The sequence below is a fragment of the Geosporobacter subterraneus DSM 17957 genome (assembly GCF_900142145.1).
Classification (GTDB): Bacteria; Bacillota; Clostridia; order Peptostreptococcales; family Thermotaleaceae; genus Geosporobacter; species Geosporobacter subterraneus.
On sequence record NZ_FQZV01000011.1, the window covers coordinates 36,060 to 51,649 of the forward strand.

The window sequence follows — 15,590 nt, forward strand, 5'->3', positions numbered from 1 at the left end:
AAACTTCTTCCTATTATTTCCGCAGCAATCCAAAAATACGCAACAGTTTAACCAGCTTTCTTCCTCCCGGCATCAAATCAAAGTCTGCGGCGGTAATACCCCCGGTAGCCAACAGCATGAATCCATAGATCAGCGCACCTATGCCGATGGCTGTCACTGCCGTCGTACGATTGCCCAGTATATCTACAAATTGACTGTAAATCAGAAGAACCGCTACAGACATAGAAGTAATTGCAATGAGTGGTTTAATTACAAATTGCACCACATCAAACTTGGTTTTTGTTAACCTTCTTACAGCTAAAAAGTTTAGGACCGCTGCAACCCCATAGGCCATGACCGTTCCAAAAGCTGCACCCTTTATATTAATCGAAGGAATACCTGTAAGAAAATAGGTCAAAATAACCTTTACCACCGCACCAATGAATAAATTGCATACGGGCACTGTAGGCCTGCCTAAGCCTTGCAAAATACCTGTAAAGGTTTGTACCAAGGTTAGGAAGATAACCCCTACTGCCAAAACCGCTAAAGGAGCTGCCGCACTAGCAGCACTTTCAGGTTTTAAAGGATATAACAAAAGCATAATTGGTTTGGATAGGGCTACTAATCCCGCTGCAGCAGGCAGGCCGATCAGCAAGGCTACTCTGGTTCCTGTTTGTATGGTGTTTTGTATCTGCAATCTGTCTCTTCTTTGGTTGGCCTCAGAGATAGCCGGTACTAAACTCATTGCTAATGCTACCGTTAGAATCTGAGGGAGATTAATAATCGTCATGGCCATACCCGTCAGCTGTCCATACATGTCGTTAGCCTGTTCATAGGTAAAGCCGATGGTTTGGAGCCTTCTTACTACGATTGCCACATCAATCATATTCATGGTTGGGATGATTGCCGCCCCCACCGTAATTGGTACTGCTATGGTCAATAATCTATAAATAATTTTTCCCCATGAATCCTGTTTATGGGCAGGAGCCCCCTTAAGTTCACAGAGTATGCTGCTTCTCCTGCGGAAGTAAATAATGATAATGGTTACAGCCCCCATAATCCCCCCGGCAGCTGCGCCGAAGGAAGCCCCGGCAGCAGAGATCTCCAACCCCCTGTCCAAGAGCAAAATGGCCAAACTGAGTCCAACCACAACCCGGGCAAATTGTTCCATTACCTGTGAAACAGCTGTTGGCGTCATATCCTGACGTCCTTGGAAAAAGCCTCTGAAGGCAGACATCACCGGCACAAAAAGAAGGGCAGGTGCAATGGCTACCATAGAATAGTAGGCTCCTGGACTCTTAATCAGGTTAACGATGATTTTTGCACCAAAAAATAGTATGGATGAGGTAATAATTCCTGTTATAAACAGTAGAATAAAGGATACTTTAAATACCTTGAAAGCCCCATGTCTATCTCCAACTGCATTTTTTTCGGAAACAAGTTTTGAGATGGCAGTGGGAATACCCGCTGTAGAAACCGTCAGCAGCAATACATAGATCGGATAAGCCGCCTGATAATACCCAAAGCCTGTGGCACCAATAATATTTCCTAAGGGAATTCTGAAAAAAGCACCCATGATTTTTACGATCATTCCTGCGATACCTAATATGACTGCACCCTTTAAAAATGACTTATTACTCATTCCTTTTCCTCCACTCACAAGTCTACTGAAAATATAACTATTAAAACCAAATCTATTATACCAGAAATCAGGAATCCTTGTTATAGGGAAATCCAGTTAAACTGATTGGACGAGTAAATAAAAAGTAGTAGCGAAGTGCTACTACATCATTATGTATTATTCCCTTGTATATCTATTGCTCCATTTGTTTCCCTAAAAAGCTGGCTGCAGTCTCTGCCACCTTTAATTCCAGCTCGGTCATAGGCTTTGCCGGATCCTTGGATACAAGCAAAACAGCACCAATAGGATCCCCCTGTGTAATAATTGGCGCGATTACTTGAGAAGTATATTTCCGCTCTTCCCCTTCATCGGCTGCCAAGGGAGTAGTCCTTTCTTTTTCTGTGATAATCAATGCTTTTTTGTCTTCCATTGTCTTTTCCAATGCTTTACTGACACGTTTGTCCAAATATTCCTTTTTAGACCCTCCCGCAACAGCAATGATTGTATCTCTATCGGCAATCACAGCCATATGGCCAAGGGCATCGTTTAAGGATTCGGCATATTCAGTAGCAAACTCTGTTAATTCTCCGATCGGTGAGTATTTCTTTAAAATCACTTCGCCTTCTCGATCCGTAAATATTTCCAAAGGGTCCCCTTCTCTTATTCTTAGTGTACGTCTTATTTCCTTGGGAATTACAACTCTGCCTAAATCGTCAATTCTTCTAACAATGCCTGTCGCTTTCACTTGATTTCCCTCCTAAATTTCCTTAATTTAGACTGTACCTCGTAAGCTTATTATTTTACTAGGATGCGTTTTTTATACATCTATGGGAATTTTTCTGTTCTTGTGGCATTTTATTACGGACACTAAATAATAAAAGCTCTCCCTTTCTACTGGCATTGGGAGAGCTTTTGTCCTACTGGATTTTATCCATATATCTTTCAATTTTGGCTTCTTTTGTTAACTTATCGATTATATAATCTATTTTGGCCACACCCTTCAATTCCTCTTTCATATTTTGAATATCCAATACTTCAATAATATGATAACCAAACTGCGTTTTTACGGGATCACTTACCTGTCCTACAGGCAGAGAGAAGGCCATTTCTTCAAACTCCTTCACCATGATGCCCTTAGGAAAGAAACCTAAATCTCCACCCTGCACAGCAGACCCCGTATCCTTGGAGTACTGTTTTGCTAACTCAGCAAAATTCTCACCCTTACGGATTCTATTTGCTAAGTCTTTTGCTTCCTCTTCATTTTCTACTAAAATGTGTCTTGCTCTTACCTGAATTTGATAATCTACATATTTCTCATTGTTTTCAGCGATATATTTCTCAATATCCTCGTCCGCTACGATTGCATTTTTCCCGGCATCCTCAACAAACTTTTCCATATAGGCACTGGATAGGAAAAATTCCCGGATGAAGGCTTCATCAATTTGATTCTCTTCATAGTATTTTTTCTTTTCCGGTTGGGTATTTAGTCGCTCAATCTGCTTTTGATATTCTGCATCAATAGCAGCTTCATCAATTTGGATGTTTTGCTTTTCCACATATTGCTTCAATAATTCATCTCGAATCAATCTTTCTACTAGGTTTTCCTGTACTACTTGGAGAAAGGTTTTTTTGTCTTGGTAAATCTGACTCCATATTTTATCTCCATAGGATGCTTCTAACTCATATTTAATCATCGCAAAATTCTTTCGATATTTCTCGTAGCTGATGGGTGTATCATTTACCTTTGCTACTACATCCCCGTCCTTGGTGTTTCCTCCCCTAGACTGACAGCCCCCTAGGAAAACCGTTAAAACAGTCAATGCAATAATCAGCAGCAATAGGCTTCTATTTCTCTTTAAGTTCACGTGATCCTCTCCCTTTTTTCCTTTTCTTTGCTCTTATTTTCCATTATATAAGAATTTATTTTCCATGGAAACCACTAATTTTTTCTAAGAGCCTTTGTATTTCCTTAAGTCTTAAGTTATGGGACTGATATTTTAGTTGTATTGAAGGGCTTATCCCAGCATGGAGAAGCATCCGGTTTCCGTATTCATCAAGCATTTCTGCGATCATTTCAGGTTTTATACGACGGGCTTCATCAAATTGAAGTTTTACATGGGTTTCACTTTCAGATACCTGGATTACACCGCAGCTTTGGGCTAAGGTCTTAATGTAGGCAATCATGATAAGATTCTGCACCTCCTCCGGGATACTGCCAAACCGATCCTCCAGCTCTTCCTCGATATCATATACATCCTGTTTAGCCCGTATAGATGCAATCTTTTTATAAGCTTCCAGCTTATAGTTCTCATTTTCTATAAAGTTCTCTGGTATAAAGGCATTTACATTGATTTCAATGGTAGTATCCACAGTCTTTAGTACTTCCTCACCCTTCATCTCATGGATCGTATCTTCCAGCAGCTTGCAATACAGGTCATAGCCAATGGCTGCCATGTGTCCGTGCTGCTCTGCCCCAAGAAGGTTTCCGGCTCCCCGGATTTCCAGATCCCGCATAGCAATCTTAAAGCCTGATCCAAACTCGGTAAATTCTTTGATGGCTTTAAGTCTTTTCTCTGCCACTTCTGTGAGTACCTTGTCCTTCTGGTAGGTAAGATAGCTATAGGCCATCCGATCAGAACGTCCTACCCTTCCTCTCAACTGGTACAGCTGTGACAAGCCCATTTTGTCGGCATCATAAATAACAATGGTATTTACATTGGCAATATCCAGCCCTGTTTCGATAATGGTAGTACAAAGCAGTACATCATACTCTCCTGCCAGGAAATCAATCATTACATTTTCCAGCTCCCGCTCGCTCATCTGTCCATGGGCTACAGCCAGCTTCATTTCAGGAATAAGTTTTCTCAGCTTTCCAGCCATTTGCTGGATGCCCTTTACCCTGTTAAATACAAAATAAACCTGCCCGCCGCGGCTGATCTCTCGTAGGATGGCGTCCCGTATCATCTCCTCCTGATACTCTAAAACATAGGTTTGTACCGGATACCTTTCTTCCGGAGGTTCCTCAATCACGCTCATATCCCTTAAACCAATCAGAGACATGTGCAAGGTTCTAGGGATAGGAGTTGCTGTTAAAGTCAAAACATCTACATTTTTTCGAATTTGCTTTAATGCCTCTTTGTGCTTTACACCAAACCGCTGCTCTTCATCAATAATCAGCAGACCCAGATCCTTAAATTGTATATCCTTTGACAGGATTCTATGGGTCCCGATCACAATATCAATATTGCCTACGCGCAGACTCTCTACTATGTGATCCTGTTGAGCCTCCGTACGGAAGCGGCTCAGCATCTCTACTGAAACCGGAAACTGGCTGAATCGTTGCACGAAAGTATTATAGTGCTGCTGGGCCAATATGGTAGTAGGCACCAGAAAGGCTACCTGTTTGCCTTCCATGACACATTTGAAAGCTGCCCGGATGGCGACCTCCGTCTTTCCATAGCCAACGTCACCACACAGCAGGCGGTCCATAGGAGCAGGCTTTTCCATGTCACTCTTCACTTCCCGTATACATCGAAGCTGATCCTGAGTTTCTTCAAAGGGAAACATATCCTCAAACTGTATTTGCCAGGGAGTATCCTTTGAAAAACTATGCCCCACTAAGGTCTGCCTTGCGGCGTATAGGGCAATCAAATCTCTGGCCATATCCTCGATCGCACCCTTAACCCTGGCCTTTGTTTTTTTCCACTCTACCCCCCCAAGTCTATTGAGCTTCGGTGTGCCGTCATCAGCGCCAATATATTTCTGTACCAAATCCATTTGCTCAATGGGTACATAGAGCAAATCCCCATCGCCATACTTTATTTTTAAATAATCTTTTTTTGCACCCTGTACCTTTAACTGTTCTATTCCTACATACTTTCCGATCCCGTGGTTTTCATGAACAACATAATCCCCAATACTAAGGTCCATAAAAGATTTTATAGGTCTTGCATCTTTCCGCTTTGTGGCTAACTTCTTCTTTTTAGATACACCGAAAATTTCACTGTCGGTAATGGTAATAAATTTATCTGCATAGTACTCAAAGCCCTTCGTAAGACTTCCTTCCAGAATGATGATCTGGCCTGGCAGCAGAACTTCCTCTCCCACCCCCAATCGGATGCCCTCAACTCCTAAATCCACCAGGCTTTCTAACAACCTTTTTTTCCTGTCCTCCGTACCGCAAAGCAGAATGATCTTATAGGCACGAGTTTTTAAAGTTTTGACCTCTTCCGCTAAAAGATCGATCTTTCCATGAAAAGTCTGGGTCATCCGTGTAGAAAAATTCACTATGGTCTTGGGCTGAAAGTCTGGGTTGTCCTTCGGCAGGCTGCTCAGCACAAAGCATTGTTTCTTCTCTATGCTCCCGAGGATTTCCTCATAATCCGCCAGGAGGCTTCCCTGTTCCGGCAGCACTTCCCCTTTTTCTAACAAACCTTTGAAAGCTTCCTGAAATTCACTCGCCTTATTTTGAGCCTTTTCCCTTATACGGGAGGGCTCATCTATAAAGATAAATGCATTTTCCTGAAGATAATCTGTGAGCAGCTGTGTCTCTTCAAAAAGAAAATCCATATAGTTTTCAATTCCCTTTGGCAGCCCTCCGTTTTCTAGCAGTTCAATGACTTCCCCCACTTTTTCTCCCAGTCTGCGGCCCTGCTCCCCCTTCATTTTTTTCAAGGCTCCCTGCAATGTGTGCTTCAGCTTATGAATCCCCCGTTCTCTAATACTATCCTTTACGAGGATCTCCTGGACAGGGGTGATGACTACCTCTCTGACTTTCTCTACTGAAAGCTGATTTTCTAAATCAAATAATCGGATGGAATCTACTTCCTCATCAAAAAACTCAATTCGATAAGGCATATCCGATAAAACAGGATAGAAATCAACGATTCCTCCACGAATGCTAAACTGTCCCTTCGCCTCTACTCTAGTGACCCGCTCGTAACCCAATTGGGTAAAAGCCTTAAGCAGTTGATCCATAGGTAAAGACTCACCGTATCGGATACGGATTATCTGTTCTTGGAAAAGCTTCTTAGGCATCAGTCGATTCATGATACTTTCTACAGAGGCTGCTACAATACAGGAATCCCCACAGGCTACCTTATTGAGGGTTTTGATTCGATCCTCTAAAAGCTGGTGACTATGGGCGTCAATGTGATAAAACACAGTCTCCACCGCAGGGAAAAAGCAAGCCTTTTCTCCTATAAAAAACTTTAAATCCTCGTATATTTTTTTTGCCTTTATCTCTTGATCCACAATGATAAGACACTGCCGTCCATGGATTTGGCTCAGGGAGAAAGCCATATGAGGAATCTGAGCATCAATCAGTCCATGAATCGTAGCAGGAGACCATTGTTTTTCAATCGTCATATGGAGTTGATGATATTCCTGAAAATTTTTGACTGCCTCTAAAAATATTTTTTGCAAGTCCTTTCACTTCCCCTTATCTCTGCGCAAACAGTCCTAGCCCAGGTTCTATTACCTGGGCCATCCCTCTGCATCTATAATATCATTTTATGCCTATTTATTATATTGATTCATTGCTGTTTGAATATCCTGTTTTACAAACACTTCTACAGCCTCAGCCGCATCCCTTAGAGCAATAGACACCAGCTCCCGCTCCTCTTTTACCAGACGTCCCAGCACGTAGTCTGCTAAATCGCCAAACCGGGGCTTTCCAATACCAATACGGACTCTCGGGAAATCATCGGTTTGTATTTCATAGATAATGGACCGCATGCCGTTATGGGTCCCTGCACTTCCCTTGGCGCGGATCCTTAATTTCCCGGTTTCAATATCTATATCATCATAGACAACAATAATTTGCTGTGAATCCAGTTTGTAAAAATTCATGATCTCTAATAAGCTCTGTCCACTTAAATTCATATAGGTTTGGGGCTTCACCAGCAGCACCTTCTGATTTCCAATAAATCCTTCCCCCACCAATGCCTTAAATTTAATTTTATTTACTGGAATTTGATTTCGGCTGGATAAAAGATCAATGACCTCAAAGCCCACATTATGCCGTGTCCCTTCATACTGTCTGCCGGGATTGCCCAGCCCAACGATTACAATCATTTGGAACATCCTTTCTATATTTTGCAGTCATTCATTATTATACCACAACTCTGCTTTTACCGTACAAGGCATAAGAAAAAAAGCAACCCGAAGGCTGCTTCTCTGTCCTATATCTTAAATTTGCTCAACTCATTGCTTAGCTGGTTGGCCAATCCATTGAGCTTGTCTGCCGCCTGAGCCACCTCATCTACTGCTGAAGTCTGCTGTTGCATGGAGGCTGTTACCTCTTCTGAGGAGGCCGCAGTCTCTTCCGATACTGCCGATATGTTTTCTATGGCCGCCACAATACTCTGTCCATCCCGGTTTACTTCTCCTACATAGATGCCTATGCCTTCAATTTTCTCATTGATGGCCTGGATGGATTTTGAGATTTCTCCAAAGGCCCGGTTTACCTCTTCTACTGCACTGCCCTGCTCTTTGTTTCTCTCCTTCACATCCTGCATAATCTCCACAGTGTTTTTGCTGTGCGCCTGAATGCCTACTACAATCCTGCGGATTTCATCGGCTGATTTCCCCGACTGCTCCGCCAGCTTACGAATCTCGTCGGCAACCACTGCAAAGCCTCTTCCTGCATCTCCTGCTCTGGCCGCTTCTATGGCTGCATTTAAGGCCAGCAGGTTGGTCTGCTCTGCAATGGCACTGATGGTTTGCAGAATGGTTCCGATATGCTGGGACTGTCCGTCCAGCTCTGTAACCGCTGCCACAATCCGCTCCGTTGCATCATTGTTCAGCTTTGTCTTTTCCTTTAGGGTATCCACAGTCTCTACACCCTTATGGTTGGCTTCCATTACATCGGCTGAAACCTCCAGCATTTTATTGGTGTCTTCTCCCAGCCTCTCCATCTTTGCTGCCAGGCTGGCTACCAATGCAGAGCCCTTCTCTGCTTCACTGGCCTGTTCTGAGGCCCCCTTGGCGATCTCCTCTACGGTTCTGGCTACCTCTTCTGCTGATGCACTGGTTTCTTCTGCCGTTGCTGCCAGGGTTTCTGCTGATCCCGTTACTTCTGTGGCTACTTGTCTTACCTGGCGTACCAAAGTCTTTAGTCCCTCTGCCATGATGTTGAAGCTTTCTGCTAAAGCCCCAACTTCATCCTTCGTCCGAATCTGACTCCGTACAGTAAAGTCTCCTTCCTTGATCCGCTCCATATCCTTAGATAAGTTCTGAATCGGCTTAGCAATGCTGTTGGCCAGCAATACGGATATAAATATAGCAGCAGCCAGGGCTATAGCTCCGATGATCAGCATGGATTTTAGCAGGGCTGAGTTTTGTTCATGGATTTCTTTTATGCACATAATAGCTGCAACCCGCCAACCTAGCCGGTCTAAAGTATTAAATACTGCAAACTTCTGCTCCATTACCCCATCTTCTTCCATGGCATAATCCACATTTCCTTGCTTTTCTTTAGCAATTGCCGCTGCCAGTTCAGATACAGGAACAGGCTTCCCGATTAAATCCGGATTTACATGGGTCATAACATTCCCATTTTTATCGATTAAAGTTACATACCCCATTTTCCCTACTTGAATATTGTTTACAAACTTTGACAGGGTCTCCAATGAAATGTCTAATCCAACGACGCCGACAAACTGGTTCTGATAATCGTAGATAGGCTTAGCTGCCGAGATAATCAAGTCTCCTGTAAAGGCATCTACATAGGGTTCTGTCCAGACAAAACTATTTTTATTCACAGCATCCTGATACCATGGTCTGGCGGTAGGATCATAGCCTGCAGGCATTTCTGCTGCAGGATAAATGTGCATGTCCTTGTTTTTAGTGCCCAAATAAGCATAGGTGACATCGGGGTTTTCTTTGATAAAGTTTTCAAAGTCCTTTAACATCTTGATAGGTGCATCAGGATCGTCAAAGGCCTGTCTCAAGTTTTCACTTTCGCTCAATACGCCTGTCGACTGCTCAAGACCCTTCATATATGCATCAATAACATTGGCAATTTGCAGCGTTGTCTCTTGAGTAGCACTTTTCAGGTTAGCCTCCATTAGATTTACCGATTGAATAAAGGAGTTAATACCCAGAGCTGTCATAGGGATGGTAATTAAAAGAATAAAACTAAGAATCAATTTAAATCGAATACCTCTTTTCATCGTTCACGCCTCCCCATTTTCATTTTACGACCCCATGGATAAGACAAATTTTGTCCTATTTTGTTGTCGAAATATCTTAGGAATATTATACCGATTTTCCGATTATTCTGCAATCAAAGAAAAAAAGGCGGAGCATATTCCTCCACCTTATAGCGATTAGTCGAACAGTTTGCTTACTGACATATTTTCGTAAATCCGCTTGATTGCCTCTGCAAAAACCGGTGCTACCGAAAGGGTTTTGATATTCTTCAGCTGCTTTTCCTCTGGCAGCGGTATCGTATCGGTAATAATTAGCTCCTTGATTACAGAACTCTCTATCCTCTCAATGGCTGGTCCGGATAATACGGGATGGGTACAGCATGCATATACCTCTTTTGCACCAAATTCCTTCAGCGCCTTTGCACCTTGTGTAATGGTACCAGCAGTATCAATCATATCATCGACTAAAATTACATTTTTCCCTTCGATCTCCCCAATGATATTCATAACTTCAGATACATTGGCCTTTGGTCTTCTCTTATCTATGATTGCTATAGGAGTGTCCAACAGGTTGGCAAGGCTTCTGGCTCTGGTTACGCTGCCCAGGTCAGGGGACACTACAACTACATCCTCTAAGTGAAGGGCTCTAAAATATTCTGCCAGGATAGGCACACCCAGCAGATGGTCCACAGGAATATCAAAGTATCCCTGAATCTGAGCTGCATGCAGATCCATGGATAATACCCGGTCGGCACCTGCGGTTGTAATTAAATCCGCTACCAGCTTGGCGGTAATCGGATCTCTGGCTTTTGCTTTTCGATCCTGTCTGGCATAACCATAATATGGAATTACTGCAGTAATAGCACCGGCTGAAGCTCTTTTGAAAGCATCAATCATAATCAGCAGCTCCATTAAATGTCTGTTTACCGGCGCACTGGTAGACTGCACCACAAACACATGGGCACCTCTTACGGTTTCATTAATATTTACAGCAATCTCCCCATCGCTGAAAGATCCTACTTGTGCACAACCAAGGCTTACACCCAACTCTTTACAAATACTTTGAGCTAAGGCATTGCTTGCATTTCCTGCAAAAACCTTGATGTTTTGACCTTTGACATTCATTTGTAACCCTCCCAAACTAATCTTTTTTCAATAGTCCTTTTCTCTCAACCCAGCCTTGCTTGTTTTCTTGCTTTGCTCTTGCAACCGATAATGCTCCTGCCGGAACCGTTTTCGTAATGGTGGAGCCCGTAGCAACATACCCATTCTTCTCAACGGTTACTGGAGCAACGAGATTCACATTGCTGCCTATAAAGGCATTATCCTCTACAACGGCCTTATGCTTGTTTTTTCCATCATAATTCACAAATACAACACCACAGCCTATATTAACATTTTTTCCAACTTCTCCATCGCCTATGTAAGCTAAATGAGAAGCTTTAGAATGATCTCCAATGGTAGAATTCTTTACCTCAACAAAATCTCCTATCTTTACATGCTTTCCTAATTTACTGTTTGGTCGCAGATAGGCATAGGGGCCAATGTGGCAATCATCCTCCACAAAGCTGTCAATCAGGGTAGAGCTTTGGACTTCTACACGATTCTTCAAAATACAATTTTCAATACGACTGTTGTGGCCAATGATACAGTCTTCTCCAATCTCTGTGTTCCCTTTAATGATGGCACCAGGATATATTATGGTATCTCTTCCTATTACTACAGTTTTATCAATATAGGTATTTTTCGGATCTAAGATGGTTACACCAGATTCCATTAGCCCTGTTAAAATACGCATCTGCATTACTTCCTCCGCCTCTGCCAACTGTACCCTTGAGTTCACACCCATAATATCTGTAGGATCTTCTATGGTGAAAGCTCCAACTTTATATCCCTGGCGATTCAGGATCTCTACTACATCTGTAATATAGTACTCCTTTTGGGCGTTGTTATTGGTAAGCTCCTTTAATGCCTGCTTTAAAAACTTGCTCTCATAGCAGTAAATACCTGAATTGATTTCCTGGATAGTTTTTTCCTCCGGCGTTGCATCTTTTTGCTCAACGATTCGCATTACCCTGCCGTCTTCATCCCGCACAATTCTACCATACCCTGTTGGATCCTCCATCACCGCCGTCAGTACAGTGGCCTGGAAGCCTCCTTCCCGATGAAAGTCGATTAAGTGCTGAATGACATTTCCCCGTATCAAAGGGGTGTCTCCATAAAGCAATAACACAAGACCTTCTTCCTCTAATAAATGGTCTGTTTGCATAACTGCATGGCCTGTCCCCAGCTGTTCTTCCTGCAGCACAAAAGATACATTGCGATGGCCTGTGGCTTTCTTTACAAGATCAGCTCCATGTCCTATTACCAAAATGGTTTTTTCTGCCGCAATTCCCTCTTCTGCAATATCGATTACATGCTCAACCATGGCTTTGCCGCCTACCGGATGCAAAACCTTCGGAAGCTTAGACTTCATTCTCGTTCCTGCACCTGCAGCTAAAATAACCGCTGTTATTTTACTCATTCCTGCCACTCCTTATTATACATGATTTCAAAGTTTATTGTATACAGGATTCAATCTTTTTTGTCTAATTTTGCTGCCAAATTCTATTTTATAATATCATATGTAGGTAAACTTTTTCCCGTTCAATAGTATACCACTTTTTGTCATAAACATCATCATGGTTTTCGAGTTTTTTCTTTGTCTTTCTTCATCACAAAAATAAAATCCATAAAAATAAAAACTATGACTGTCTTATCTGACTGCCATAGTTTTAAGTGTTTCCTGCAGACTAAAAGGAATATAGATCATAACGATGATCTATATTCCTTTTTACTCTTCTTCTTTTTCATCCTTTACCTTTTCATACTCAGAAAAGATTGCATCCTGTAGTCTTGTCCTTGTCTCTGAGTTGATTGGATGGGCGATATCTCGAAAATCTCCCTCACCCATCTTTCTGCTGGGCATAGCGATAAATAATCCGTTTTGTCCTTCGATAATCTTGATATCATGTACAACAAATTCATTATCAAAAGTTACTGATACTATTGCTTTCATCTTTCCTTCATCATTAATCTTGCGAATTCGTACGTCAGTAACCTTCATGTTGTTCACCACCTTCCCGGTCCGTGCTAACTAAGATTCTTAACTTATTCTCTAAAAATTTCCAATCTCCTGCTTGTCCAGGGATAAATTTTCAAATAATTTGACTTTTTATAAGCTAGATTAAGCTTTCATTTGGATAGACATGGATTCTACCCTCTTTTTCATCTACATTTTGCAGAATTAATAAAGGAATATAGTGATCTACCAGCTTTTTCTCAGGCTCACTGGTAGCAATCATTACGCCAATGCCTTTTACGTTTGCTTCAAACTCTTTCATCATGTCAATCATGCCCTTTGCCGTTCCCCCTGCTTTCATGAAATCATCAATGATAATTACATTGGCACCATTCTTAATTGCCCGTTTAGAGATAGACATAGTTTGGATTTTTCCCGTAGATCCGGATACATAATTGATGCTTACAGTAGATCCTTCTGTTACTTTGCTGTCGCGGCGAAGAATAATGAGTGGTAGGTTTAAGGCATTGGCAGTCATCAGTGCAATGGGAATTCCCTTTGTTTCCACAGTCACAACATAATCCAGGGTCTCTCCTGCAAACTGGCTGGCAAAAATTTCGCCCATCTTGCGTACTAAGGTCGGATTATAGATAATATCTGCCATATACAGAAACGTGCCGGGGACAATTCGATTTGGCTCCTCCAGCTTCCTGCAAATCCCCTCCAATACTGCCCGGTTATTCTCCCGGCTTGTAATCGGGATATACTTAACCCCTCCAGCAGCACCGGCAATAGTTTCAATCTTACCTAATTTCAAATCCTCCATCATTTTTTTTGCAACTACAATGTCTTCACTGATTGTTGATTTAGCTGCATTGAAGCGATTTGTAAAATAACTGAGAGTAAATATTTCATTAGGATGATCAGAAAGAATTTTAATCAGTGCACCCACACGCTCATTTCTTTTTAGTTTCATAACCTACGCCCCAATCCGAATGTTTTAGTATTTATTATATAATTTTATTCGTTTTCTCTAAAATATTCAATGTCTACTTTAATAAATTTTTATCAAAATTATTTAAAACCATCATATATATGATATAATTTGACTAGCCTGTCCCTGAAAGTTTTAGCAGTCAGGGGAATATACATATATTAATAAGTTTTTGTGTCAATACTAGAAATGATTTTTATGGCAAGTTTTTTAGATATATTGAAAATGGAGGAAACAGAATGGTTAATTTTGATCTAAACGCTCACCACATGCAGCATATCCACTTTATAGGGATCGGCGGCATCAGTATGAGTGGGATTGCAGAAATGCTTCTATCCTTTGGCTATAAAGTATCTGGTTCAGATTTAAAATCCTCTAAGATTACAGACCGATTACAGGAAAAGGGCGCCGAGGTGATCATTGGACATCATCCTGAAAATATTAAAGCCTGTGATCTGGTAGTCTATACTGCTGCGGTAAAAGAAGATAATCCGGAGCTGGCAAAGGCTCGACAGACGGGGATTCCCGTAATTGATCGTGCAGAAATGCTAGGGTTATTAATGAAAAAATTCGATACCAGTATTGCAGTAGCAGGAACTCACGGAAAAACCACCACAACCTCCATGATTTCCCTTATTTTAGAGCATGCAGGTTTTGACCCTACGATTCTTGTAGGTGGGGAACTGGATGAAATCAACGGCAATATTAAAATTGGCAAAGATCAATATCTTGTGACGGAAGCCTGTGAATACGTAGAAAGTTTTCTGAAATTCTTTCCCAAAATCGGTATCATACTCAATATTGATGCAGACCATTTGGATTACTTTAAAAATATGGATCATATCTTTGAAGCTTTCACAAGATTTGCCCAGCGCATTCCCCAAGATGGTTTTCTCATCGCCTGCAAGGATGATTTGCATACAGAAGCTTTGATAAAAAAAGTTCACTGCCCTATCATTACCTACGGTATGAAGGAAGAGGCCGACTATCAGGCAAAAAACATACAATTCAATTCCCAAGGTTTTCCTGGTTTTGAAGCATATCATAAAGAAGAATTGTTAGGGAAATTTCAGCTTTCTGTTCCAGGCCATCATAATATCAGCAATGCCTTGGCTGCCATCGCCTGCTGTCATTTACTGGGGGTTCCGCTAAAAACAATGCAAGAAAAACTAAACCGCTTCCAAGGAACCCATAGACGTTTTGAAAAGCTTGGAGAGATGAATGGACTTACCATTGTCGATGACTATGCTCATCATCCTACAGAGATCAAAGCTACATTGCAAGCGTCCACCCAGTATCCTCACCGTAAAATTTGGTGTGTTTTTCAGCCCCATACTTATACCCGCACCATTACATTGCTGGAAGAGTTCGCGAAGGCTTTTAAGGATGCAGATCATGTGATCATTTCAGATATCTATGCTGCAAGAGAGAAGGATACCGGCGCAGTCCATTCCAGAGACCTGGTTAAAGCCATTGAGAAGCATCAGCAAAATGTCACCTATATCGGCAGTTTTGAAGAAATCAGAAACTATCTTTTAAAACATGCCCAGTCAGGGGATCTGATTATTACTATGGGTGCCGGAGATATTTACCGGGTTGGTGAAATGCTTTTAGAAAAGCAAAATTGACTCTCGTCAATTATTGTTTTCGCTAGGGAACCTCATGGTTCCCTTCGACGGCTGCAAGTCAGCCTGAGCACTTTCCTTAAACCAGCAAAGGGGATTCCCCTTTGCAAACCCCATTGTCGTTGAACCATACCCCAAACCGATACGGAAAAAGCAG

General features: G+C 41.9%; 11 protein-coding genes. 1 reads left to right on the forward strand and 10 read right to left on the reverse strand.

The window, feature by feature from the left end:
• Positions 1-13: 13 nt before the first annotated feature.
• The 10 genes from BUB56_RS04905 to purR all read right to left on the reverse strand — a co-directional run bounded on the left by BUB56_RS04905 (position 14) and on the right by purR (position 13,790).
• Positions 14-1,621: a putative polysaccharide biosynthesis protein gene (locus BUB56_RS04905; protein ID WP_110940258.1), complete on the reverse strand. Its 1,608-nt coding sequence runs from the start codon at positions 1,619-1,621 to the stop codon at positions 14-16.
• 172 nt (positions 1,622-1,793) lie between these two features.
• A complete protein-coding gene (gene spoVT, locus BUB56_RS04910; RefSeq protein ID WP_110940259.1) occupies positions 1,794-2,345 on the reverse strand; it encodes a stage V sporulation protein T in 552 nt (183 codons plus the stop codon).
• A 172-nt stretch (positions 2,346-2,517) separates the two neighbouring features.
• Complete coding sequence (locus tag BUB56_RS04915; protein ID WP_110940260.1) at positions 2,518-3,465, reverse strand: peptidylprolyl isomerase; 948 nt, start codon at positions 3,463-3,465, stop codon at positions 2,518-2,520.
• 55 nt (positions 3,466-3,520) lie between these two features.
• Positions 3,521-7,024, reverse strand: a complete 3,504-nt coding sequence (mfd, locus tag BUB56_RS04920) for a transcription-repair coupling factor (protein WP_242946223.1) — start codon at positions 7,022-7,024, stop codon at positions 3,521-3,523.
• 93 nt (positions 7,025-7,117) lie between these two features.
• Positions 7,118-7,675 (reverse strand): aminoacyl-tRNA hydrolase, encoded by a 558-nt coding sequence (gene pth, locus BUB56_RS04925; protein ID WP_110940261.1) that lies wholly within the window; start codon positions 7,673-7,675, stop codon positions 7,118-7,120.
• Positions 7,676-7,782: 107 nt separating this feature from the next.
• Positions 7,783-9,774 carry a methyl-accepting chemotaxis protein gene (locus BUB56_RS04930; protein ID WP_110940262.1) on the reverse strand — a complete coding sequence of 664 codons (1,992 nt, stop codon included), beginning with the start codon at positions 9,772-9,774 and terminating at the stop codon, positions 7,783-7,785.
• A 156-nt stretch (positions 9,775-9,930) separates the two neighbouring features.
• Positions 9,931-10,878 (reverse strand): ribose-phosphate diphosphokinase, encoded by a 948-nt coding sequence (locus tag BUB56_RS04935; protein ID WP_110940263.1) that lies wholly within the window; start codon positions 10,876-10,878, stop codon positions 9,931-9,933.
• A 16-nt stretch (positions 10,879-10,894) separates the two neighbouring features.
• On the reverse strand, positions 10,895-12,277 hold the full coding sequence (gene glmU / locus BUB56_RS04940; protein ID WP_110940264.1) for a bifunctional UDP-N-acetylglucosamine diphosphorylase/glucosamine-1-phosphate N-acetyltransferase GlmU: 1,383 nt from the start codon (positions 12,275-12,277) through the stop codon (positions 10,895-10,897).
• Positions 12,278-12,586: 309 nt separating this feature from the next.
• A complete protein-coding gene (gene spoVG, locus BUB56_RS04945) occupies positions 12,587-12,859 on the reverse strand; it encodes a septation regulator SpoVG (RefSeq protein WP_069978486.1) in 273 nt (90 codons plus the stop codon).
• A gap of 115 nt (positions 12,860-12,974) precedes the next feature.
• Positions 12,975-13,790: a pur operon repressor gene (purR, locus tag BUB56_RS04950; protein ID WP_110940265.1), complete on the reverse strand. Its 816-nt coding sequence runs from the start codon at positions 13,788-13,790 to the stop codon at positions 12,975-12,977.
• 257 nt (positions 13,791-14,047) lie between these two features.
• On the opposite strand from purR, the gene murC reads away from it, so the two are divergent.
• Positions 14,048-15,436 (forward strand): UDP-N-acetylmuramate--L-alanine ligase, encoded by a 1,389-nt coding sequence (gene murC / locus BUB56_RS04955; protein WP_110940266.1) that lies wholly within the window; start codon positions 14,048-14,050, stop codon positions 15,434-15,436.
• The last annotated feature ends 154 nt before the right edge of the window (positions 15,437-15,590 follow it).

Coding starts and splice junctions, on each gene's coding strand:
- spoVG (WP_069978486.1), bottom strand. CDS start 12,859: ATGAAGGTTACTGACGTACGAATTCGCAAGATTAATGATGAAGGAAAG.
- BUB56_RS04935 (WP_110940263.1), bottom strand. CDS start 10,878: ATGAATGTCAAAGGTCAAAACATCAAGGTTTTTGCAGGAAATGCAAGC.
- BUB56_RS04930 (WP_110940262.1), bottom strand. CDS start 9,774: ATGAAAAGAGGTATTCGATTTAAATTGATTCTTAGTTTTATTCTTTTA.
- BUB56_RS04905 (WP_110940258.1), bottom strand. CDS start 1,621: ATGAGTAATAAGTCATTTTTAAAGGGTGCAGTCATATTAGGTATCGCA.
- pth (WP_110940261.1), bottom strand. CDS start 7,675: ATGATTGTAATCGTTGGGCTGGGCAATCCCGGCAGACAGTATGAAGGG.
- purR (WP_110940265.1), bottom strand. CDS start 13,790: ATGAAACTAAAAAGAAATGAGCGTGTGGGTGCACTGATTAAAATTCTT.
- murC (WP_110940266.1), top strand. CDS start 14,048: ATGGTTAATTTTGATCTAAACGCTCACCACATGCAGCATATCCACTTT.
- glmU (WP_110940264.1), bottom strand. CDS start 12,277: ATGAGTAAAATAACAGCGGTTATTTTAGCTGCAGGTGCAGGAACGAGA.